This window comes from Azospirillum brasilense (genome assembly GCF_003349955.1).
GTDB classification, from domain to species: domain Bacteria; phylum Pseudomonadota; class Alphaproteobacteria; order Azospirillales; family Azospirillaceae; genus Azospirillum; species Azospirillum brasilense_B.
On the sequence record NZ_QLKQ01000038.1, the window covers coordinates 40,546 to 62,035 of the forward strand.

Below are 21,490 nucleotides of genomic sequence, written 5' to 3' on the forward strand. Positions count from 1 at the left end.
CGTTCAGGCGGCCCGTTCGATCACCAGATCCAGCCAGCGGCGGGAGATCGTCCGGGCGACCGCCCCGGCGGCGGGCAGGTGCCGCTCCAGCGCCGCGTCCAGCCCGTCGAGGACCGACCGGTTGCGCTCCCGCGAGTCGACGCCGAATTTTTCCGCCCAGCCGCGGACGATGGCGGCGTCGGCCTCCGGGTGGAACTGGAAGGCGTAGAGGTTGCGGCCCAGCCGGAAGGCTTGGCGCATGCAGGCGTCGCTCCAAGCCAGAGGCACGGCACCCTCGGGAAATTCGAAGGTGTCGTAGTGCCACTGCACCATGTGCAGCTCCGGCGCCAGCCCGCCGAGCAGCGGATCGTCCGAAGCGGCGTTGAACAGCCGGACCGCGCCCACGCCGATCTCCGCTACCGAATGGCGGTAGACACGGGCGCCGAAAGCGCGGGCGGCCAACTGCGCGCCCAGGCAGATGCCCATCACCGGGCGCTCCTCCGCCGCGAAGGCGCGGATCAGCGTCATAACCTGTGGGAAATGCGGGCCTTGCGCGTCGTTCCAGGCGTCCTGCGGGCCGCCGAGAACCAGCAGCCCGTGATAGCCCTCCGGCGTGGTGGGCAGCGCCTCCCCCTCGTCCGCGGCGACGGTGACCAGCGTCGCCCCGAACTCGGCCAGCGCGTCCCCGACGAGTCCGGCGGGAGCGTTTCGGTTGTTCTGAACAACGAGGATGCGCATGGAGGGGCCATGTCGGTGAAAGCGGATGCCCCGTTCATGAGCGGCCTCGGTGGCGAAATCAAGCGCTGCAAGGCGGCTATGCGCCGCGCCGCGGGACGGCGTACAGTGCGGGGACGCGAAGGAAGCCAATCAACTTCCCCAGGGAGACGAGATCGATGCTGACCCGGATTCGCACGCTGGCGGGGGCCGCCGTCCTTGCCGGCGCCCTGCTGTTCCCCGCGACCCTGTTGTTTCCGACCGCCGCCACCGCGCAGAACGGCACGGTGACCTTCCTGCACTTCAATGACATCTACGAGATTTCCCCGGTGAAGGGCCGTGGCGGCTTCGCCCCCGTGATGACGGTGCTGAAGGCGGAGCGGCAGCGCAGCGCCGGAGCGCTGACGACGGTCGGCGGCGATTTCCTGTCCCCCTCCCTGCTCTCCGGGACGACGCGGGGCGCGCAAATGCCCGACCTGTTCAACGCCATGGGCGTGGACGTCGTCGGCTTCGGGAATCACGAGTTCGACTTCGGTACGGAGGTGCTGAAAGCCCGCATCGCCGAATCGAAATTCCCCTGGGTCGGCACCAACATCGCCGGGCCGGACGGCCAGACGTTTCCCGGCTCGGTCGCCACCTGGACGAAGATGGTCGGCGACGTCAAGGTCGGCTTCCTCGGCCTCCTGACCCCCGAGACCGCGCATCTGTCCAGCGGCGGGGCGGAGGCCACCTTCACCAACGTGCAGGCCGCCGCGGCCCTGGCGGTGAAGGCGCTGCGCGACGGGGGGGCAAACGTCGTCGTCGCGCTGACTCACCAGACCATCGCGGAGGACCGTGATCTGGCCGTGAAGGTCAAGGGCATCGACCTCGTGCTGGGCGGCCACGACCACGACCCGATCAGCTTCTACGAGGGTTCGACCCTGATCCTGAAGGCCGGGGCGGACGGCCACTATCTTGGCGTCATCGATCTGGCGGTCAGCACCAAGGCCACGGACAAGGGACCAGCCACGAGCGTGGCGCCCGCCGGCTGGCGGTTCGTCACCACCGCCGGGGTGGCCCCGGACGCGGGGATCGGTGCGCTGGTCAAGCGCTACACCGACCAGCTCGACGCAACGCTGGCCGGGGTGATCGGACGGACGGAAACCGATCTGGACAGCCGCAAGGACGTCGTCCGCTCGCAGGAGACGACGATGGGCAACCTGATCGCCGACGCGTTGCGCGACGGGCTGAAGGCCGACGTCGCCATCACCAACGGCGGCGGCATCCGCGCCGACACGCTGCACCCGGCGGGCAGTTCCCTGACCCGCAAGGATATCTTCGCGGAGATGCCCTTCGGCAACGTCGCCGTGCTGACGCAACTGTCCGGCGCCGACCTGCTGGCCGCGCTGGAGCATGGCGTGTCGAAGGTGGAGGACAAGGCCGGCCGCTTCCCGCAGGTGTCGGGCCTGAGCTTCACCTATGACCCGAAGCTGCCGTCGGGCACCCGCGTGACCGGCGTGACGGTGGGTGGCCAGCCGCTCGACCCCGCCCGGACCTACCGCGTGGCGACCAACGACTACATGCTGAAGGGCGGGGACGGCTACGCGGCGCTGTCCCGCGGCCGGACGGTGGTGGACGCCTCCGGCGCCGTGCTGATGGCGACGATGGTCATGGACTATGTGGAGGCGAAGAAGACGGTCGCCCCGAAGGTGGAAGGCCGCATCGTCGCGAAGTGACCGGAGCGCGCGCAAAAAAGAACGCCCCTGGACCGGCTGGTCCGGGGGCGCAAGGCCAGGATGGATCGTTGGTGAAGCGTCAGGCGCTGCGACGGGCGTGGCGCGCAGCCCCTTCGGCCCGCGCGTTCAGCCGCCGCACCGCGTCGTTCGCGGTTTTCGCCGACAGTTCCGAAATCTTGACGCTGCGGTTCAGCAGAAGTTCCATCTCGTCTTTGACCATGCTGCTCTGCGCGGCGTAGAGGTCCTGGACCGACCGGCTGCGCATCATCGCATTCATGCCTTCGGCGTTGCGGGCCATGGCCTCCTGGGCAAAGCCCATCCATTCGCGCATGATGGACTGCATACCGTCCATCAGCACGGACCCGCACTGCGTCATGACGTCCATGTTCTCGCGGGCCTGCTGGGCAACCTCGCCCTGCGCTTCCGCGGACAGACCCATCATGCGCTTGAGCTGATCGGAGGTCTGACCGGCGACTTGGCCGGCGACTTGGCCGGCGACCTGACTCGCCTTCCCCATCACATCGCTGGCCGTGTCGGCGCCGCGCTGGGTCGTCTCCGCGGCGGTTTCCGCCATGCGGCGAGTGGTGTCCTCGGCAACATTCCGGCCCTTGGCGGCGGTGTCGCGCGCGATGGTCTGCGCGTCCTTCTCTGAAGCCATCTGCCTTGCTCCTGGTTTCGTTCCGTCCGATTCGGACGCTTCCCCCAATTTTTCTTGGATGCCGCGAATTTTGTGCAGTGCGACACAATCATCCATATACCATGGTGGCGAAGAATTGTTCCACAACTCTAAGAAATAGCCCTTTCACCTTTTTTGCGGATATGGACAAGTCTCCCCCAGGATTTACTCCGGTGATTTTTTTATCAAATTCTATGCAATGATTTGCTTGATCCGAAGAAATCCACCCGATGGCGTCATAAGAGAGGTGCGGATGGCCCGCGCGCTCCCCAATTCTCAGGTAAGCAAACCTGAACCGGTGCACCGCCTCGTCCTGGTCCGGCGCCGGCCCACCCGCGGAGGATGCCCATGCTCATCGGCGTGCCGACGGAAATCAAAAACCATGAATACCGCGTCGGCCTGACCCCGGCCTCGGTCCGTGAACTGACGCATCACGGGCATGGCGTGCTGGTGCAGAGCGGAGCCGGTGCGGCCATCGGATTGGAGGACGATCAGTACGAGGCTGCCGGGGCGGAAATCGCGCCGGACGCCGCAACCGTCTTCGCCCGAGCGGAGATGGTGGTGAAGGTGAAGGAGCCCCAGCCGCAGGAATGCGCGATGCTGCGCCGGGGGCAGGTCCTGTTCACCTATCTGCACCTCGCCCCCGATCCGGAGCAGACCAAACTTCTGCTGGATTCCGGCGCGGTCGCCATCGCCTACGAGACGGTGACGGACTCCCGCGGCGGCCTGCCGCTCCTGGCGCCGATGAGCGAGGTGGCGGGCCGCATGTCGGTGCAGGCCGGAGCCCATTGCCTGGAGAAGGCGCAGGGCGGGCGCGGCGTCCTGCTCGGCGGCGTGCCCGGCGTTCCCGCGGCCAAGGTGGTGGTGCTGGGCGGCGGCGTGGTCGGCACCAACGCCGCCCGCATGGCCATGGGGCTGGAGGCGAAGGTGGTCGTCATCGACAAGTCCCTGCCCCGCCTGAAGGAGCTGGACCTGCAATTCGGCGCCAAGCTGCAGACGCTCTATTCGACGGTCGACACGATCGAGGAGCACGTGCTCGACGCCGACCTCGTCATCGGTGCGGTCCTTGTGCCGGGGGCCGAGGCGCCGAAGCTGGTGACCAAGGCGATGGTGGAGCGGATGCGGCGGGGCGCCGTGGTGGTGGACGTCGCCATCGACCAGGGAGGATGCTTCGAGACCTCGCACCCCACCACCCACGCCGATCCGACCTATCTGGTGGATGGGGTGGTCCATTACTGCGTCGCCAACATGCCGGGGGCGGTCGCCCGCACCTCGACCTTCGCGTTGAACAACGCCACCCTGCCCTTCACGCTGGCGCTCGCCGATCAGGGCTATCGCGCGGCTCTGGCGCGCGACCCGCACCTGCGGGCCGGGCTGAACATCCACGCCGGCGCCGTCACCTGCAAGGCGGTGGCCGACGCCCAGGGGCTGGCCCATCAGCCGACAGAGGAGGCGCTGCGGCTTTAGGGGCCGTTTCCGCCCCCTGGCGGGAGCCGCGAAAATCGGAAATCGCAGTGGGTGGCGCCACCCGCCAGGGTTTGTGTCCTTTCCAGATGGACGCCGCGTGTCGCGTAGGCGTCGAAATCGAGACCGCAGATGTTCGGCAGGATGTCCTTGTCGCCGTGACGGGCCGCGAACTTGCAGAACCCGCAGGCTTTGTAGTTGATGCCGAACGCGAAATGGTCCCCTGGACCCGGCTCGACGAAGTCGTAGACGAAATCCTCGGGGAACTGCTCCTGACGGCTTTTCTCCGCCTGCTCACGCAAAAACGCCTGATTCTCCGGCGACAGGAATTGGCGCCCTGCGGCAAGACGTTCCACTTCGGGCACGGTGAGCAGTTGGGCCTTGTAGGCTTCCCGCTCGACATCGCCGATCACCGACAACGGCACGCCGTGCCGCCGGAGCACCCGGCTGATGGCCATGAAGCCGAGGAGCCGCATGAAGAAGTCGCTCATGCGGCTGTCTGCGCCCCCGACATAGGGCATCTGGGTGAGCACGATGCCAAACTCGTCCATCACCGCCCGCTTGATACCATCGATGTCGGATGGGTGGACATGCTCGCCCAACATCCCTTCGGCAAGGTCGAGGCGCTGGCGCATGGATGCCTCCATGGCCTCGCGGTGTGCTTCGTAGAAAGGGTGGATGGCCTCGGCCATTGGCGTCTCCCAGGATGAACCGAAATCGGTCGGCGCCGTCGCCCCGCTCACGTCACCCCGCTCACGGGCGCTTGCCGACGAACCGGGCGGCGATCTCGCCGACAATGCCGCGGCGGAACAGCAGCACGCAGGCGACGAAGATCACGCCGATCACCACCGGCACCGGCAGGTTGCTCGCCGCCAGATAATTCTCCAGCGTCACCACCAGCGCCGCCCCGACCACCGGCCCGAACAGCGTCCCGATGCCGCCGAGCAGGGTCATCAGAACCACCGCGCCGGACATCTGCCACTGCACATCGGTCAGGGTGGCGAGCTGGAAGACGATGGCCTTGGTGCCGCCGGCCAGCCCCGCCAGGGCGGCGGACAGGACGAAGGCCATCAGCTTGTAATGGTCGGTGCGGTAGCCGAGTGAGATGGCGCGCGGCTCGTTCTCGCGGATCGCCTTCAGGACCTGCCCGAAGGGCGAATGGACGGTGCGCCAGATCACCAGGAATCCAAACAGGAAGACCGCCAGCACCGTGTAGTACATCGCCATCGGCTGGCTGAGATCGATCATGCCGAACAGATGGCCGCGCGGCACCGCCTGGATGCCATCCTCGCCGCCGGTGAACTTGAGCTGCAGGGCCATGAAGAAGACCATCTGCGACAGCGCCAGGGTGATCATGGCGAAGTAGATGCCCTGCCGGCGGATCGCCAGCGCCCCGAAGGCCAGCCCGAGCGTCGCGGAAAAGGCGGTGCCCAGCAGGATGCCGAGTTCCGGGGGCAGCCCCCAGACCTTCACCGTGTGGGCGGTGATGTAGGCCGCCCCGCCGAAGAAGGCGGCGTGGCCGAAGCTGAGCAGACCGGCGAAACCGATCAGCAGGTTGAAGGCGCAGGCGAACAGCGCGAAGCACAGCACCTTCATCACGAAGACGGGGTACAGCACGTAGGGCGCGGCGATCAGAACCAGCAGCAGCACGGCCAGAGCCACGAGGCCCGGCATGGATGGCCTGCCCGTGGTGGGGGCCGCGGTTTCGCGGCGGACGGCGTGGATTTCGGTCGCCATGGGTCACCTCTCCCGCCCGAACAGGCCGGCGGGCTTGATCAGCAGCACCACGGCCATGATGACGAAGACGACGATGTTGGACGCCTCCGGATAGAACACCTTCGTCAGACCTTCCAGCAGCCCTAGCCCGTAGCCGGTCAGCACCGCCCCCAGAATCGAGCCCATGCCACCGATCACCACCACGGCGAAGACGACGATGATCAGGTTGGAGCCCATCAGAGGCGACACCTGATAGATCGGCGCGGCGAGAACGCCGGCCAGCCCGGCCAGCGCGACGCCGAAGCCGTAGGTCGCCGTGATCATCAGCGGCACATTGATGCCGAAGGCCTGGACCAGCACCGGATTCTCGGTGGCGGCGCGCAGGTAGGCGCCGAGCTTCGTCCGCTCGATGGCGTACCAGGTGGCGAGGCAGACGACCAGCGAGGCGACAACGACCCAGCCGCGGTAGTTGGGCAGGAACATGAAGCCGAGATTCTGCCCGCCGCGCAGCAGGTCGGGAATCGGGTAGGGCTGGCCCGACACGCCGTAGAAATGGCGGAACGCCCCCTCCACGATCAGCGCGAGGCCGAAGGTCAGCAACAGCCCGTAGAGATGGTCCAGCTTGTAGAGGCGGCTGAGCAGCGTCTTTTCCAGCACCACGCCGAAGGCGCCGACGACCAGCGGCGCCAGCAGCAGCGCCCACCAGTAGCCGATCCCCGCCGTGGTCAGCAGCAGCCACGCCACGAAGGCCCCCAGCATGTAAAGGGCGCCGTGGGCGAAGTTGATGACGTTCAGCATGCCGAAGATGACCGCCAGCCCGAGGCTGAGCAGCGCGTAGAAGGACCCGTTGATCAGCCCCAGCAGAAGCTGCCCGAACAGCGCCTGGGGCGGGATGCCGAAGATTGTGGACATGTCGCTCGCTTCCGGCCGTTCTGCGCGGCGGGTGATCGCCCCGGCGTTCCATCCCCACGCGCGGCGGCGGACGGAACGCCGGGGCGGGCGGGGATCAGCCCGGCAGCTTGCAGCCGCTTTCCGCCAGGGTGGCGAAGGCCTCGTCGCCGGGGATGGTTCGGATGATCTCGTAATAATCCCACGGCCCCTTGGACTCGCTGGGCTTCTTCACGCGGGCCAGATACATGTCGTGGACCATGCGCCCGTTCGGCAGGATCTTGCCGTTCTTGGCGAACATGTCGTTGACCGGCATCTCCTTCATCTTGGCGGCGACGGTCGGCCCGTCGTCGGTCCCCGCCGCCTCGACAGCCTTCAGGTAGTGCTTGACCGAGGAGTAGCTGCCGGCTTGCACCATGGTCGGCATCTTGCCGGTCTTCGCCTTGTACTTTTCCGACCAGGCGCGTTTCTCGTCGTCCATGTCCCAGTAGAAGCCGGTGGTGAGGACGAGGTCCTGGGCGACCTGGAGCCCCAACGCGTGCACGTCCGACAGGAAGATCAGCAGCCCGGCCAGCTTCTGCTGCCCGCTCTGCGTCAGGCCGAACTCGGACGCCTGCTTGATCGAGGTGATGGTGTCGCCGCCGGCGTTGGCGAGGCCGATGACCTGCGCGCCCGACGACTGCGCCTGCAGCAGGAAGGAGGAGAAGTCCGCCGTGTTCAGCGGCGCGCGCACCGCACCGACGACCGAGCCGCCGGCCTTCTTGACCTGTGCGGCCGTGTCGGTTTCGAGCTGGTGGCCGAAGGCGTAGTCGGCGGTCAGGAAGAACCAGCTCTTGCCGCCCTCCTTCACGATGGCCTGCCCGGTGCCGACGGCCAGCGCGCGGGTGTCGTAGGCCCAGTGGAAGCCGGTGGGCGAGCAGGCGTCGCCGGTCAGGCGCGAGGTCGCCGGCCCCTGCATGAGGAAGATGGTCTTCTTCTCGCGAGTCACCTCCTGAACCGCCAGGGCGACGCCGGAGTTCGGGACGTCGACGATGACGTCCACCCCGTCGCGGTCGATCCATTCGCGGGACAGGTTGGAGCCGATGTCCGGCTTGTTCTGGTGGTCGGCCGAAACGACCTCGATGGGCTTGCCGAGAATCTTGCCGCCCACCTCCTCGACCGCCATGCGGACGGCGACCGCCGAGCCCTCGCCGCCGAGGTCGGCATAGAGGCCGGAACGGTCGTTGAGGACGCCGATCTTCACGACGTCGCCGGAGATTTTGCCCTGCTGGGCCTGCGCGGAACCGACGGCCAGCGCGGCAAGCGCCGCCCCGGCAAGCAGACGTGCAATCATTCCATTCCTCCCGGTTCGAATTCGAGCGTTTCTGCTTGTTGATTCAGACACCCAGATACGTGTGCAACTTCTCCATGTTGGCGGCGAGCTGGTTGTTCGGGATCATGTCCATCACGCGGCCTTCCTCCATCATGTAATGGCGGTCGGCGATGGTGGCGGCGAAGCGGAAGTTCTGCTCCACCAGAAGGACGGTGAAGCCGCGCTGCTTCAGCTTGCGGACGGCCACCCCGATCTGCTCGATGATCACCGGTGCCAGCCCTTCCGTCGGCTCGTCGAGAAGGATCATGGTGGCGCCGGTGCGCAGGATGCGCGCGATGGCCAGCATCTGCTGCTCGCCGCCCGACAGGCGGGTGCCCTGGGTCGAGCCCCGACCCTGGAGGTTGGGGAACAGCTCGTGGATCTGCTGGACCGTCATGCCGCCGTCCTTCACGACCGGCGGCAGCGTCAGGTTCTCCTCGACGTTGAGCGAGGCGAAGATCCCGCGCTCCTCCGGCACATAGCCGATGCCCAGGCGTGGAATCCTGTGCGGCGCCATGCTGATCAACTCCTGACCCTGGAATCGGACGGAGCCGTTGCGCTTGCCGACGATGCCCATGATCGAGCGCATGGTGGTCGTCTTGCCGGCGCCGTTGCGGCCCAGCAGGGTCACCACCTCGCCCTGGCGGACCTCCAGGTTGACCCCGTGCAGGACGTGGCTCTCGCCATAGAAGGCGTGGAGATCGGAAACCTCCAGCATCGCCGTCCTCACCGTTGCGCCGTCAGGCATGACCGCTCCCCATATAGGCTTCCCGGACCTTCGGGTGGCGCGACACCTCGGCGTAGGGCCCCTCGGCCAGCACCTCGCCGCGGGCCAGCACGGTGATCCAGTCCGACAGGTTGGACACCACGGACAGGTTGTGCTCCACCATCAGGATCGTGCGGTTGGCTGAGACCCGCTTGATCAGCGCGGCGATGCGGTCGATGTCCTCGTGCCCCATGCCGGCCATCGGCTCGTCCAGCAGCAGCATCTCCGGCTCCAGGGCCAGCGTCGTGGCGATCTCCAGCGCCCGCTTGCGGCCGTAGGGTAGCTCCGCCGCCGGCCGGTGGGCGTAGCCGGCCAGCCCGACATCCTCCAGCAGCTCCATCGCCCGCCCGTTCAGCCGGTCGAGCACCGATTCCGATGTCCAGAAGTGGAAGGAGTTGCCGAGCGGCCGTTGCAGCCCGACGCGCACATTCTCCAGAACCGACAGATGCGGGAACACCGCCGAAATCTGAAAGGAGCGGATGATGCCCAGCCGTGCCACGTCCGCCGGCTTGACCGCGGTGATGTCGCGCCCGTTGAACAGGATGTTCCCGGAGCTGGGTTGAAGAAACTTGGTGAGCAGATTGAAAACGGTCGTTTTTCCGGCCCCGTTGGGACCGATCAGCGCATGGATGGACCCCCGTTTCACCCGCAGGCTGACGTCGCGGACGGCGACGAAGCCCCGGAATTCCTTGGTCAGTCCGCGCGTCTCCAGAATGACGTCACTTGCCATATCCTCCCCATTCCCTGTTTTTCAGCGGCCTTCCGCGAGACCGCCTGTTGTTTGGTTCAGGTTAGCAGCAATCTGTCACACGTACAGCTTACGGAAAGAACTTAATCCCGTCCATCCGGAAGCACTTATGGCGCGACAATGCGTTGCCGGACGGCGAGTCCGGAGGGGGAAAGGACCTTGTGGGTGGCCAAAACGCGGGCATGAAAAAAGCGGCCACGCAGGGCCGCACACCGACTCGCGGCACGCCCCCGGACCCGAGGCCGGAGGCGTGCCTTTCTCTTTCGACGCAGGAGCCGGAAACCGCGGTGCCGATACGACTCAGGCGGCCCCGGCTCAGGCCGCCGAGGTCAGCGGAAAGCCGCTGTAGTCGAGCGAGGCGGACCAGAAGCGTTCGAGCTTGCGCAGGGTCTCGTTCGCCTTGACCAGCTCCTCGTCGCTGAAGCCGGCCTTCTCCAGCGCCGTCAGGTGGCGCTCGAACATGCGGCTGATCTTCTCGCGGAGATCGAGGCCCTTCTCCGACAGGCGGACGCGCACCGACCGGCGGTCGTGCGGCGAACGCTCCTGCCCGAGATAGCCGTTCTCGACCATCTTCTTGACGTTGTAGGACACGTTGGAGCCGAGATAGTAGCCGCGCGCCGTCAGCTCGCCGACGGTCATCTCGTCCTCGCCGATGTTGTACAGGATCAGGCTCTGGACGTTGTTGATGTCCTGGATACCGAGCCGGTCAAGCTCGGTCTTCAGCACCTCGAGAAAGTGGCGGTGAAGCCGTTCGATCAAGAGGATGCTTTCGTAATAGGGTTTGCGCACCGCGGTCTCCTTTGGCTCGTACCGGACATGGGCCGACCTGTGGCCTTTCCGGGGTCCTTAAGGGGAGATTAACCGATCATTGTCCGGCAATCACCTCAATAATGCCCCAAAAGCACGGCCCGGGTTGTAGAACAGCCTGGCCCTGCGGAATACCCCCGTCCTGCCGTGCCAAGCCCCGTCGCGTGCCGGAATGTGCCCGGAATCCGGGCATCCCGGCGGCATTCCCGCCCGGCGAACCGGGCGGCAAGCCGACCCGTCCCACCCGACCTTTCATAACAACCGTCAGGTTTGAGACAAGTCCCGCAAGGATTTCCCTGATACTAACGCAGAAACACGCGGAATGTGCCCGCATCCTTGCACGTCCTGAGTGCAATAAAGGAGAGCGGGCCTCTTCATTCGGTAAAGCGCAAATCCCCGCCAACGGGTTCGGCGAAGTAACCGGCGACCTCTTCAGCCGTCACGTCGGCCAGAGAGGCCGGCGACCAGCGCGGGTTCCGGTCCTTGTCGACCAGCGCCGCGCGGATGCCTTCGTAGAAATCATGGCGGGCGAGGAAGGCGAGGCTGAGGCGAAGCTCCTGGATCATGCAGCCGTCGAAGTCCAGCGCTGCGCCGCGGCGCAGCGCCTCCAGCGTCACCTTCAGGCTGGTCGGCGACACCCGCTTCAGCGTGGCGAGCTGGCCGGCGGCCCACTCCGTGCCTTCGGCCTCCAAAGCGGCGACGATGGCCTCCACGCCGTCATGGGCGTAGCAGCGGTCGATGGCCGCGCGGTTGGCGGCGACCGGCGGTTCGCCGGCTTCCTCACGATGGCGGGCGACCGCCTCGTCGGCCGGCACGCCGTCGGCCAGCTCGGCGATCAGGGACTCCAGCTTGGCGCTGGGCACGAAGGCGTCGGCGGCGCCGACCTCGATCATGTCGGCCGCCTTCAGACGGTCGCCGGTCAGGCCCAGCCAGATGCCGACCTGTCCGGGCAGGCGCGGCAGGAAATAGGTGCCGCCGACGTCCGGATAGAGCCCGATGCCCGTCTCCGGCATGGCGAACATCGTCCGTTCGGTCACGATGCGATGTGACCCGTGCACCGACAGGCCGACGCCGCCGCCCATGCTGATGCCATCGATCAGCGCGACATAGGGCTTCGGGCAGGTATGGATCAGGCGGTTGAGGACATATTCCTCGCTGAAGAAGGCGCGGATGGACGCGCCGTCGTCCTGCCCCGCCTTGGCAGCCTTGCCCGTCTCGTACAGGTTCACCACGTCGCCGCCGGCGCAGAAGGCCTTCTCCCCCGCACCCTGCACGACGATGGCCTTGACCTCGGGATCGGCGATCCAGGCGCGCAACTGCGGATCGAACAGGCGGATCATGCCCAGCGTCAGGGCGTTCAGCGCCTTTGGGCGGTTCAGCGTCACCAGCCCGATGGAGCCGCGGCGTTCGAACAGGATCTCGGCGTTCTGGGTTTCGGCGTTCTGGGTCTGGGCGGGGTCGCTCATGGTTCCGGTCGTTTCCATTTGTTCGTTTGTGGGGCGAATTGATCGGTTTCGGGCGATGATACGGGCGGCGGGCGGCGTGTCAAACCGCGGTTTCGCAGCGCAGCGTCGCGGAACACCGCCCCGGCCTCAGCCGTTGCCGCACCCACAGTCATGAGCGGGACAGTTCCATGATGGCAGCCTCAGCAGCGCAAGCGTCACGTCAGGAGGGAGCTGGCCGCAAGACGGCCATCATCCTCAACCGGTCCGCGGGAACGCTGGCCGGACAGCCGATCGACGACACGGTGGCGGCGATCCGCAGCGCCTTCGAACGGCACGGGGCGGAGGTGTCGCTGACCGCGGTGGAGCCGGCCGACTGCGCGTCGGAAATCCGCAAGGCGATCGACTCCGACGCGGAGCTGGTCATCGTCGGCGGCGGCGACGGGACCATCCACACCGCGGTCAACATGATCCTGCCCACCGGCAAGATCCTGGGCATCCTGCCGCTCGGCACCATGAACCTGCTGGCGCGCGACCTGAAGACGCCGCTGGACCTCGACGAGGCGTACGAGGCCCTGGCCGCCGGGGAGGTGAGCAGCATCGACGTGGCGGAGGTGAACGGCGAGGTCTACCTGAACAGCTCCGTCCTCGGCTTCTACCCGCAAGTGGTCCAGGAGCGCGAGGAGAAGCGCAAGCGGCACCGCCTGCTGAAATGGCCGGCGATGGCGCTCGCCATGGTCCGCACCTTCCGCCGCCTGCCCCTGCTCGACGTGCGGATCGACTGGGGCGACGGGCCCCGCCGCGTGCGCACACCGATTCTCGTGGTGTCCAACAACCCCTTCGACGGCGAGGCGGGCAGCATGCTCCTGCGCCGCAACACGCTCGATTCCGGCAAGCTCGGCGTCTATGTGGCGCGGCAGCGCGACCCCTGGGGGCTGCTGCGGCTGATGGGCCGCACCATGCTCGGAACTTGGCAGCATGATGAGGAGTTGGAAACGCTGACGGCCACGCAACTGACGGTGCACAGCCGCCGGCGGCGGCTGAAGATGGTCAACGACGGCGAAATCCTGCAGATGGAGCCCCCACTGAACTACCGCATCCGTCCCAAGGCGCTGAAGGTCCTGCTGCCCAAGGCGCCGCCTGAAGGCGACGGCGCGTGACGGGAATGATTGCCGGGGAGGTGTCGTGAAGAAGCTCGCCCACATCTCGGACCTGCATTTCGGGCGGATCGACCCGCTGGTGGTCGACGGCCTGCTGGCCGACCTGACGGCGGCGCGGCCCGACCTGATCGTCATCTCCGGCGATCTGGTCCAGCGCGCCAAGGCCCGCCATTTCCTGGAGGCGCGGGCCTTTCTGGAAAAGCTGCCCTTCCCCTATCTGGTCGTGCCGGGCAACCACGACATCCCGGTCTACAACGTGGTGCGCCGTTTCCTCGACCCGTTCGGCAACTACAAGCGCTACATCACCACCGACCTCAGCCCCTTCCACATCGATTCGGAAATCGCCGTTCTGGGGATCAACACGGCGCGCTCGGTCATCGCGGATTTTTCCGAAGGGCGCATGAACAAGGCGCAGATCAAGCGCGTGCGCGAGGTGTTCTGCGAGGTGCCGGACACCGTCTTCAAGGTGCTGTTCACCCACCACCCCTTCCTGCCGCCCCCCGACGCGCCGAAGACGAAGCTGGTCGGGCGGCACAAGCTGGCTCTGCCGGCGCTGGAAAGCTGCGGGGTCGATCTGCTGCTGGCCGGGCATCTGCACCGCGCCTATTCCGGCGACATCATGACCCACCACACCCAGGTGGCCCGCTCCATCCTGGTCGCCCAGGCCTCCACCGCGACCTCCACGCGGCTGCGCAACGAGGCCAACGCCTACAACCTCATCGCCATCGAGCCGCCGCGCGTCACCTTCGAGGTGCGGTCCTGGGAGGGGGCAGCCTTCACCGGCGGCCTCGTCTCGCAATGGCGCAAGGACGGCCACCGCTGGGTCATGGAGATGCAGGACTCGGGATTCAGACCTGTGAGCGGTGCGGCTTGAGTCACGGCCGCCTTGCGGCGTAGGATCGCGCCGCAAGTTTTAAGAGCACATCAGGTCCCCCGCATGTCCGCTTCGCATTTCCGGTCCCCGGCGTCCTTCCCGCGCACCCGGCTTCGCCGCAATCGCGCCGATTCCTGGACCCGCCGCCTCGTCGCCGAAAACCGCCTGACCGTGGACGACCTGATCTGGCCGGTCTTCGTCATCGAGGGGCAGAACGAGCGGGTGCCCGTGGCCTCCATGCCCGGCGTGGAGCGTCTGACCATCGACCTGCTGACCGAGGCGGTGGCCGCGGCCGGCGACCTCGGCATCCCCTGCGTCGCCCTGTTCCCGGTCGTCGGCGCCGAGGGCAAGTCGGAGGACGCGGCGGAGGCCTACCGCCCCGACAACCTGATGAACCGCGCCATCCGCGCGCTGAAGGCCGCGGTGCCCCATGTCGGCATCCTGGGCGACGTGGCGCTGGACCCCTACACCACCCACGGCCACGACGGTCTGATGCGCGACGGCTACATCCAGAACGACGAGACGGTCGAGGTGCTGGCCCGGCAGGCGCTGTCGCAGGCCGACGCCGGCGTGGACATCGTCGCCCCGTCGGACATGATGGACGGCCGCATCGGCCTGATCCGCGACCGGCTGGACAGCCATGGGCATGAGCTGGTGCGGCTGTGCTCCTACGCCGCCAAATACGCCTCGGCCTTCTATGGACCCTTCCGCGACGCGGTGAATTCGGGTGGTTTCCTGAAGGGCGACAAGAAGACCTACCAGATGAACCCCGCCAACACCGACGAGGCCCTGCACGAGGTCGCCCTCGACCTGCAGGAAGGGGCGGACATGGTGATGGTGAAGCCCGGCCTGCCCTATCTGGACGTCATCCGCCGGGTAAAGGACACCTTCGCCGTCCCGACCTTCGCCTACCACGTCTCCGGTGAATACGCGATGCTGCGCGCCGCCGCGCAGAACGGCTGGCTGGATTACGACAAGGCGCTGCTGGAGACCCTGACCGGCTTCAAGCGCGCCGGCTGCGACGCCATCCTCACCTATGGCGCCGTTGATGCGGCACGGCGGCTGCAGGAGGGGTGACCCGTCCGCGCGGGGCCGCGCTCCGGCGCGGCCTCCGCTCGCTTGTCCGTTACTTCGGCGTGCCCTTCCACACCTGGAACTGCGGCGTCTCCAGCAGCAGGTCGGCGTGGCCGAAGGCCGTCTTGAACAGCTTGCCCACCCCCGCCGTCCGCTGGGTCACCGCGACCAGCGAGCCGCGCAGCTTCAGATACTGTTTCGTGCCGGCGACCAGCGCCTCCAGCATCCCGAAATCCTCGTCCTTGCCGCGGTGGAGCGGCGGGTTCGAGACGATCAGCCCGAAGCGCTCCCGCACGCCGAGCCCGGCCAGCCCGTCGCTCAGCACGCACTCCGCGTCCGGCACGTTCTGGCGGGCGGCGTGCAGGGCCACCGCGTCGATGTCGAGCAGGGTCAGCCGGGCGTCCGGCGTGCGCTCCCGCACCGCCCGCGCGATCACCCCGGCGCCGCAGCCGAAGTCCAGGACGGCGGTTCCCGCCGCGATCTCCGGCAGGACCTGGAGCAGGCATTCCGTGCCGGTGTCGAGACGGCCATGGGCGAACAGGCCGGGGTAGGACACCAGATCGAGCGCGCTGTCACGCCCCGGCAGCGGCAGGGCGACGGTTTCCCGCCAATCCTCCAGATTGCCCTTGGCGGCATCGCTGGTCCGGCGGGTTTCCAGCAGGCGGGCACGGCGCTTGATGGTCAGCGTCTCCGCGCCCTCCGCCAGCCCGTCGAAGCGTTTCGGTGCCGAGGTGATGCCCTCGTCGTTGCTGCCGGCGATCCACAGCGGCGCCCCCGCCGGCAAACGGGCGGCCAGGGCGTGCAGCGCCATTTCGAAGGCGGCCCAGCCGCGCGGCAGGCGCAGGACCGCGCCGTCGAAGGCGCCGTCCGCCGGCCAGGGCGTGGCCGGTTTGCCCTCCAGCCCCAGACGGTGCCAGGAGACGACCTCCGCCCCGCCCTCGGCCAGGGCCTCCTCCATGGCGCCGTCGGTGTCGCCGGCCACCAGGATTCGGCCCTGCGGGCGGCGGTCGGCCAGCGCCTCCGCGGCGACGCCGGCCACGGTGGAATCGCGGTCGGTCGCGCGGTTGGACAATCGGCTCACAGGCTCTTTCCCTTTATCCCCTGGTCTCAACCCTTGTCGCGCATCAGGCGCGCCTTGTCGCGCTGCCACGACCGTTCCTTCTCGGACTCGCGCTTGTCGTGCTTCTTCTTGCCCGTGGCGAGGCCGACCTCGACCTTGGCGATGCCGCGGTCGTTGAAGTAGACGGTCATCGGGATCAGCGTGATCCCCTTCTGCTTGATGGCGCCCATGAGCTTGCTCAGCTCGCGGCGGTGCACCAGCATCTTGCGCGGGCGCTTGGTCTCGTGCTGAAGCCAGCGTCCCGCCTGCCCGTATTCCGGGATGTAGGCGTTGAACAGGTACAGTTCCCCGTTCTTGAGGCCGGCGTACGCCTCGTTGATGCTGGCACGGCCGCCGCGCAACGACTTCACCTCGGTGCCGGTCAGCATCAGACCGGCCTCCAGAGTGTCTTCGATGAAATAGTCGAAGCGTGCGCGGCGGTTCTGTGCCGCCATGCGCCTTGGTTCGGGCTCGCGGGCGGCCACGGATCCTCCTTCCCTGGGGCGGGGTGCTGCTGTCCCTTAGGACAGCAGCCCGGCCTTCTTCATCGCGTCGCGGACGGTGGTCCGCGTGCTTTCCGACGCGGCGACCAGCGGCAGACGAACCTCGTCCGAGGACTTGCCGAGCAGGCTGGCGGCGTATTTCACCGGCGCCGGGCTCGTCTCCACGAACATGGAATCGTGCAGCGGGGTCAGCAGGTCGCGGTACTTGTAGGCGGTGGCGAGATCGCCCTTCCGCCAGGCGTCCTGCATCGCGGCGCACTGGGCCGGCGCGATGTTCGCCGTCACCGAGATGCAGCCGACGCCGCCCTGCGCGTTGAAGGCCAGCGCCGTCGCGTCCTCGCCCGAGAGCTGGATGAAGTCGGGACCGACCTCCTGCAGCAGGCGGACCGGGCGGGCCAGATCCGCCGTGGCGTCCTTCACGCCGACGATGTTCGGCAGCTTGGCGAGGCGGGCCATCGTTGCCACCGACATATCCACGACACTGCGGCCGGGAATGTTGTAGATAACGATCGGCAAATCCGCCGCGTCATGGATCGCTTTGAAATGCTGGTACAGACCTTCTTGCGTCGGCTTGTTGTAATAGGGCGTGACGACCAGCGCCGCGGTGGCGCCGGCCTTCTTGGCGTGCTGGGTCAGCGAGATCGCCTCCTCGGTGGAGTTCGACCCGGTGCCGGCGACGACCGGAACCTTCCCGCCCGCGGCCTCGATGCACAGCTCGACGACCCGGTTGTGCTCCTCGTGGGAGAGGGTGGGCGACTCGCCCGTTGTGCCGCACGGAACGAGACCGTGGGTGCCCTGCGCAACCTGCCACTCGACGAAGGACTGGAAGGCGGCCTCGTCCACTTTCCCGTTTTTAAACGGGGTCAAAAGAGCGACGATGGAACCGTACAACATGCCTGCCACCTCCGACGGACTACAAGAAAAGTGTCGCGCACCTTAGCCGCACCCGTTCCCCCGAGCAAGAGCGCCCGGATGATCATCCGACATGCCACCCGTTCCGCCACCCGTTCCGCCATCGCCGCCGCCCTGCTGGGGCTGATCGTGCTGTCTCAGCCCGCCGGGGCGGCCAGCCTGACGGCGCAGGACCTCGCCGTCTACCGGCAGGCCTTCAAGGCGGCCGACAACGACCGCCACGACGAGGCGTTGCGCATCGCCGCACAAGCCTCCAACAAGCTGCCGGCCAAGGTGATCCGCTGGATGGCCCTGGCGACTCCCGGCGGCGGCAGCTTCGACGAGATCGCCGCTTTCATCCGCGAGAACGGCGACTGGCCCAACCAGGCGCAGCTTCGCCGTCAGGCGGAAAAGGCGATGCCCATCGACCTGGACGAGGACCGGGTGCTCGCCTGGTTCAAGCAGTACCCGCCCCTGTCCAACGAAGGCTTCATGCGCCACGCCGACACGCTGCTGGCGACCGGCAACGCCGAGCGGGCGGTGCGGATGGTGCGCGACCGCTGGGTGGAGGCGAACTTCACGTCGGCGGACGAGGAGCAGTTCCTGGCCCGCTACCGCTCGCACCTGCGTCCGCAGGAGCACAAGGCGCGCATCGACCGCCTGCTGTGGGAGCGCCAGGAAGCCGCGGTGCGCCGCATGCTGCCCTTCTTCGACGAGGCCTACGACCTGCTGATCGAGGCGCGGATCGCCCTGGACAGCGACGCCAAGAACGCCGACGCGGCGCTGGCCCGCGTCCCCGCCTCGCTGCGCACCGATCCCGGCCTGCTGTTCGACCGCGCCCGCTACCGCCGCCGCAAGGGCGACGACGCCGGAGCGCTGGAGATCATCGCGCAGGCGCCCAAGGACATGGGCCGCCCGCAGGCCTGGTGGACGGAGCGCCACATCCTGGCCCGCCGCGCCATGGTGAACGGCGACCACAACCTCGCCTACCGTCTGGTGACGGCGCACGGTCAGACCGAGGGCAACGGTGCTGCGGAGGCGGAATTCCTCGCCGGCTTCCTGGCGCTGCGCTTCCTCGACGATCCGTCGAGCGCCTTCAACCATTTCCACAAGCTCTACCGCTCGGTCGGCGCGCCGATCAGCAAGGCGCGCGGCGCCTACTGGTGCGGGCGCGCGGCGGAGGCGTTGGGCCAGACGGCGCAGGCCAAGGACTGGTACGCCAAGGCCGCCCAGTACGGGACAACCTTCTACGGCCAGCTCGCCGCCCGCCACGCCGGGAACGGGCGCATCGCCCTGCCCGCCGAACCGCGCGTGTCCAACGCCGACGCCACCGCCTTCGAACGGCGGGAGGTGGTCCGCGTGACCAAGCTGCTGGCCGAGATCGAGGGCAACACCGACGAGCGGGTGACCGCCTTCCTGCGCCGCATCAGCCTCGACGCCAAGGAACCGGCGGATTATGTGCTGGCGGCCAAGCTGGCCCGCGAGGTCGGGCGCCGCGACCTCGCCGTCGCCGCCGCCAAGGACGCCGCGCAGAACGACGTGTTCCTGGTCGAAGCCGGCTACCCGATGATCGAGAGCCGGCCGTCCGCTCCGGAAATCGCCCTCGTGCACGCCATCATCCGGCAGGAGAGCACCTTCAACACCCGCGTGGTGTCGTCGGCCGGGGCGCGCGGACTGATGCAGCTCATGCCCGGAACCGCGCAGCTGGTCGCCGGCAAGCTCGGCGTCAAGCACGATACCGCCAAGCTGATCAGCGACCCGGACTACAACGTGCGGCTCGGCTCGACCTATCTGGCGGACATGATCGACCGCTTCAACGGCTCCTACATCATGGCCATCGCCGCCTACAACGCCGGCCCGACCCGTGTCCGCCAATGGATCGACACCTACGGCGACCCGCGCGGCGAGGCCATCGACGCGGTGGACTGGCTGGAACTGATCCCGATCTACGAGACCCGCAACTACGTGCAGCGGGTGATGGAGGCCATGCTGGTCTACCGGGCGCGCATCCAGGGCGCCAAGGCGGAGCTGAACCTCGACAAGGAAATCCGTCGTTGATTTTTCGGCGGTCCTTCGCCCCTCACCGGACGAAGGACCGCCGCACCGCTCAAAAACGAATATTCGAAAGTCACAAGAGTCGGCCTAACTCTGTCACATACCAAAATCGAAATCGTCCAATTTTCACCCTTTTCGTCTGAAGTGGTAACTCTTCTTCCTGTCCGGAAGATGAATTGCATTTAATGCTCTATTAACCACAACCCGACAGAATTCCCACGCACGGACGGACCGTGTTTCTCTTTATTCCGTGATTGGGAGCCTACCATGCCAGCACCGATGGTCGCCGATGAAGTCCGCCAGGCGTGCCGCATCCACGCGCGCCTTTTAGACGCCTTCATCACCTTGACGGAACAGGAGCTGGCGCAGCTCGCCCCCGGCTTCGCCGAGGAAAGCCTCATGGAATCGCTGGAGAAGATGCGCGCCGCCCGCAAGAGCTACGGCGCGCTGGGCGGTGTCGTCGCCCTGGACGTGGTGGCGTCGAACGCCGCCTGACCGGAGGCGTTGCGTTCGGGCAGGCCTTCCGCTCGGGAACAGGGGACCGCTAATCCTGCGGCGAGTCCCCGTTGCCCGCTCCACCGGACTGCCGACGCTGCACCTCGCGCCACTTGGCGACGTTGCGGTTGTGATCCGGCAGGGTCTTCGCGAAGACATGCCCCCCGGTGCCGTCGGCGACGAAATACAGGAAGTCGTGCTTCTCCGGATGAAGCGCCGCCTGGATGGACGCCCGCCCCGGATTGGCGATCGGCCCCGGCGGAAGCCCCGCCGCGACGTAGGTGTTGTAAGGGGACTCGAACTTCCAGTCGTTGCGGGTCAGGGTCCGCCCCAACTCGCCGCTGCCGTCGGTCAACGCGTAGATCACGGTCGGGTCCGACTGGAGCTTCATCCCGGTCTCCAGGCGGTTGACGAAGACGCCCGCCACCTTGGCGCGCTCGGCCGCGACGCCGGTCTCCTTCTCCACGATGGACGCCATGGTCAGGGCCTGCTGCGGAGTCTCGTAGGGCAGGTCCGGGCCGCGGTTCTTCCACGCCTCGTTCAAGGCCTGGGTCATGGCGTGCTGCATCCGCTCGACCAGGGACGAACGCGAATCGCCGTAGGAATAGTGATAGGTTTCAGGGAGTACGGTGCCGTTCTTCGGAACCGTCTTCAACTCGCCGGTCAGCGCCGGCTCGGCATCGAGCAACGCCACCACCTGCGCGGAGGTCAGCCCCTCCGGCACCGTGAAGCGGCGGACCACCGTCTTGCCCTGGCGCAGCATCTCCAGAACGCCATCGACGCTGATTCCCGCAGGGAAGGCATACTCGCCCGCCTTCAACGGCCCTTGGAGTTTCGCGGCGAAGAGGAAGAGGATCGGAGAGTCGACGACCCCGGCATCCTCCAGAGTCAGCGCGATGGCTTCCAGCCCGCTGCCGCGCGGAATGACCACCGTCTCGGCGTGCTCAAGCGGTCCGGGGGCCATCACGCGGAGGGCACCCCAGAACACCAAGCCGCTGCCCGCGGTGAGGACGGTCAACGCCCCCGCCGCGATTCGGAGGCCCCAACCCATTGGCGGTCTCCGCGATGCTTCG

Annotated in this window: 21 protein-coding genes; 7 read left to right on the forward strand and 14 right to left on the reverse strand. The window is 67.3% G+C overall.

What is annotated here, in order from left to right; translation table 11 throughout:
* Positions 1-3 precede the first annotated feature (3 nt).
* Positions 4-717, reverse strand: coding sequence for a type 1 glutamine amidotransferase (locus DXK32_RS17495; RefSeq protein ID WP_114859693.1), 714 nt, complete (start codon positions 715-717; stop codon positions 4-6).
* Between the two features lie 155 nt (positions 718-872).
* On the opposite strand from DXK32_RS17495, the gene DXK32_RS17500 reads away from it, so the two are divergent.
* A complete protein-coding gene (locus DXK32_RS17500) occupies positions 873-2,408 on the forward strand; it encodes a bifunctional metallophosphatase/5'-nucleotidase (protein ID WP_114859694.1) in 1,536 nt (511 codons plus the stop codon).
* A 79-nt stretch (positions 2,409-2,487) separates the two neighbouring features.
* On the opposite strand, the gene DXK32_RS17505 is transcribed toward DXK32_RS17500, so the two are convergent.
* Positions 2,488-3,066 carry a phasin family protein gene (locus DXK32_RS17505; RefSeq protein WP_114859695.1) on the reverse strand — a complete coding sequence of 193 codons (579 nt, stop codon included), beginning with the start codon at positions 3,064-3,066 and terminating at the stop codon, positions 2,488-2,490.
* 366 nt (positions 3,067-3,432) lie between these two features.
* On the opposite strand from DXK32_RS17505, the gene ald reads away from it, so the two are divergent.
* The gene (ald, locus tag DXK32_RS17510) at positions 3,433-4,551 is read left to right on the forward strand and encodes an alanine dehydrogenase (protein ID WP_114859696.1); all 1,119 of its coding nucleotides are present in this window, start codon (positions 3,433-3,435) and stop codon (positions 4,549-4,551) included.
* Here ald and DXK32_RS17515 read toward each other — a convergent pair.
* The 8 genes from DXK32_RS17515 to DXK32_RS17550 all read right to left on the reverse strand — a co-directional run bounded on the left by DXK32_RS17515 (position 4,548) and on the right by DXK32_RS17550 (position 12,290).
* On the reverse strand, positions 4,548-5,240 hold the full coding sequence (locus tag DXK32_RS17515) for an L-2-amino-thiazoline-4-carboxylic acid hydrolase (RefSeq protein WP_162801222.1): 693 nt from the start codon (positions 5,238-5,240) through the stop codon (positions 4,548-4,550). The two genes, ald and DXK32_RS17515, sit on opposite strands and share 4 nt — an antisense overlap.
* 61 nt (positions 5,241-5,301) lie before the next feature.
* Positions 5,302-6,285 carry a branched-chain amino acid ABC transporter permease gene (locus DXK32_RS17520; protein ID WP_205215754.1) on the reverse strand — a complete coding sequence of 328 codons (984 nt, stop codon included), beginning with the start codon at positions 6,283-6,285 and terminating at the stop codon, positions 5,302-5,304.
* A 3-nt stretch (positions 6,286-6,288) separates the two neighbouring features.
* The gene (locus DXK32_RS17525; RefSeq protein ID WP_038527753.1) at positions 6,289-7,176 is read right to left on the reverse strand and encodes a branched-chain amino acid ABC transporter permease; all 888 of its coding nucleotides are present in this window, start codon (positions 7,174-7,176) and stop codon (positions 6,289-6,291) included.
* Between the two features lie 94 nt (positions 7,177-7,270).
* A complete protein-coding gene (locus DXK32_RS17530; RefSeq protein WP_114859698.1) occupies positions 7,271-8,485 on the reverse strand; it encodes an ABC transporter substrate-binding protein in 1,215 nt (404 codons plus the stop codon).
* Between the two features lie 43 nt (positions 8,486-8,528).
* A complete protein-coding gene (locus DXK32_RS17535) occupies positions 8,529-9,251 on the reverse strand; it encodes an ABC transporter ATP-binding protein (RefSeq protein ID WP_114859699.1) in 723 nt (240 codons plus the stop codon).
* Positions 9,244-9,999, reverse strand: coding sequence for an ABC transporter ATP-binding protein (locus DXK32_RS17540; RefSeq protein ID WP_114859700.1), 756 nt, complete (start codon positions 9,997-9,999; stop codon positions 9,244-9,246). The genes DXK32_RS17535 and DXK32_RS17540 overlap by 8 nt, the downstream gene beginning before the upstream one ends.
* Before the next feature lie 333 nt (positions 10,000-10,332).
* Positions 10,333-10,806, reverse strand: a complete 474-nt coding sequence (locus tag DXK32_RS17545; protein ID WP_014240398.1) for a MarR family winged helix-turn-helix transcriptional regulator — start codon at positions 10,804-10,806, stop codon at positions 10,333-10,335.
* A gap of 392 nt (positions 10,807-11,198) precedes the next feature.
* Positions 11,199-12,290 (reverse strand): enoyl-CoA hydratase/isomerase family protein, encoded by a 1,092-nt coding sequence (locus tag DXK32_RS17550; protein ID WP_114859715.1) that lies wholly within the window; start codon positions 12,288-12,290, stop codon positions 11,199-11,201.
* A 167-nt stretch (positions 12,291-12,457) separates the two neighbouring features.
* Between DXK32_RS17550 and DXK32_RS17555 the strand changes: the two genes are divergently transcribed.
* The 3 genes from DXK32_RS17555 (at position 12,458) to hemB (ending at position 15,377) form a co-directional block, all read left to right on the forward strand.
* Positions 12,458-13,426, forward strand: coding sequence for a diacylglycerol/lipid kinase family protein (locus DXK32_RS17555; RefSeq protein WP_114859701.1), 969 nt, complete (start codon positions 12,458-12,460; stop codon positions 13,424-13,426).
* Between the two features lie 25 nt (positions 13,427-13,451).
* Positions 13,452-14,300, forward strand: coding sequence for a metallophosphoesterase family protein (locus DXK32_RS17560; RefSeq protein WP_114859702.1), 849 nt, complete (start codon positions 13,452-13,454; stop codon positions 14,298-14,300).
* A gap of 63 nt (positions 14,301-14,363) precedes the next feature.
* Positions 14,364-15,377, forward strand: a complete 1,014-nt coding sequence (hemB, locus tag DXK32_RS17565) for a porphobilinogen synthase (RefSeq protein ID WP_114859703.1) — start codon at positions 14,364-14,366, stop codon at positions 15,375-15,377.
* A 49-nt stretch (positions 15,378-15,426) separates the two neighbouring features.
* Here hemB and DXK32_RS17570 read toward each other — a convergent pair whose 3' ends face one another.
* The 3 genes from DXK32_RS17570 to dapA all read right to left on the reverse strand — a co-directional run bounded on the left by DXK32_RS17570 (position 15,427) and on the right by dapA (position 17,870).
* The gene (locus DXK32_RS17570; protein WP_114859704.1) at positions 15,427-16,455 is read right to left on the reverse strand and encodes a methyltransferase; all 1,029 of its coding nucleotides are present in this window, start codon (positions 16,453-16,455) and stop codon (positions 15,427-15,429) included.
* A 26-nt stretch (positions 16,456-16,481) separates the two neighbouring features.
* Entirely contained in the window at positions 16,482-16,928 is a 447-nt protein-coding gene (gene smpB / locus DXK32_RS17575) for an SsrA-binding protein SmpB (protein ID WP_114859705.1), read from the reverse strand.
* Positions 16,929-16,994: 66 nt separating this feature from the next.
* Positions 16,995-17,870 carry a 4-hydroxy-tetrahydrodipicolinate synthase gene (gene dapA, locus DXK32_RS17580; protein ID WP_038527734.1) on the reverse strand — a complete coding sequence of 292 codons (876 nt, stop codon included), beginning with the start codon at positions 17,868-17,870 and terminating at the stop codon, positions 16,995-16,997.
* Between the two features lie 78 nt (positions 17,871-17,948).
* On the opposite strand from dapA, the gene DXK32_RS17585 reads away from it, so the two are divergent.
* Together DXK32_RS17585 and DXK32_RS17590 are read left to right on the forward strand one after the other, a co-directional pair.
* Positions 17,949-19,925, forward strand: a complete 1,977-nt coding sequence (locus DXK32_RS17585) for a lytic transglycosylase domain-containing protein (protein WP_114859706.1) — start codon at positions 17,949-17,951, stop codon at positions 19,923-19,925.
* Between the two features lie 264 nt (positions 19,926-20,189).
* Complete coding sequence (locus tag DXK32_RS17590) at positions 20,190-20,417, forward strand: hypothetical protein (protein ID WP_038527730.1); 228 nt, start codon at positions 20,190-20,192, stop codon at positions 20,415-20,417.
* A 49-nt stretch (positions 20,418-20,466) separates the two neighbouring features.
* On the opposite strand, the gene mltG is transcribed toward DXK32_RS17590, so the two are convergent.
* Positions 20,467-21,468: an endolytic transglycosylase MltG gene (gene mltG / locus DXK32_RS17595; RefSeq protein WP_114859707.1), complete on the reverse strand. Its 1,002-nt coding sequence runs from the start codon at positions 21,466-21,468 to the stop codon at positions 20,467-20,469.
* Positions 21,469-21,490: the final 22 nt, after the last annotated feature.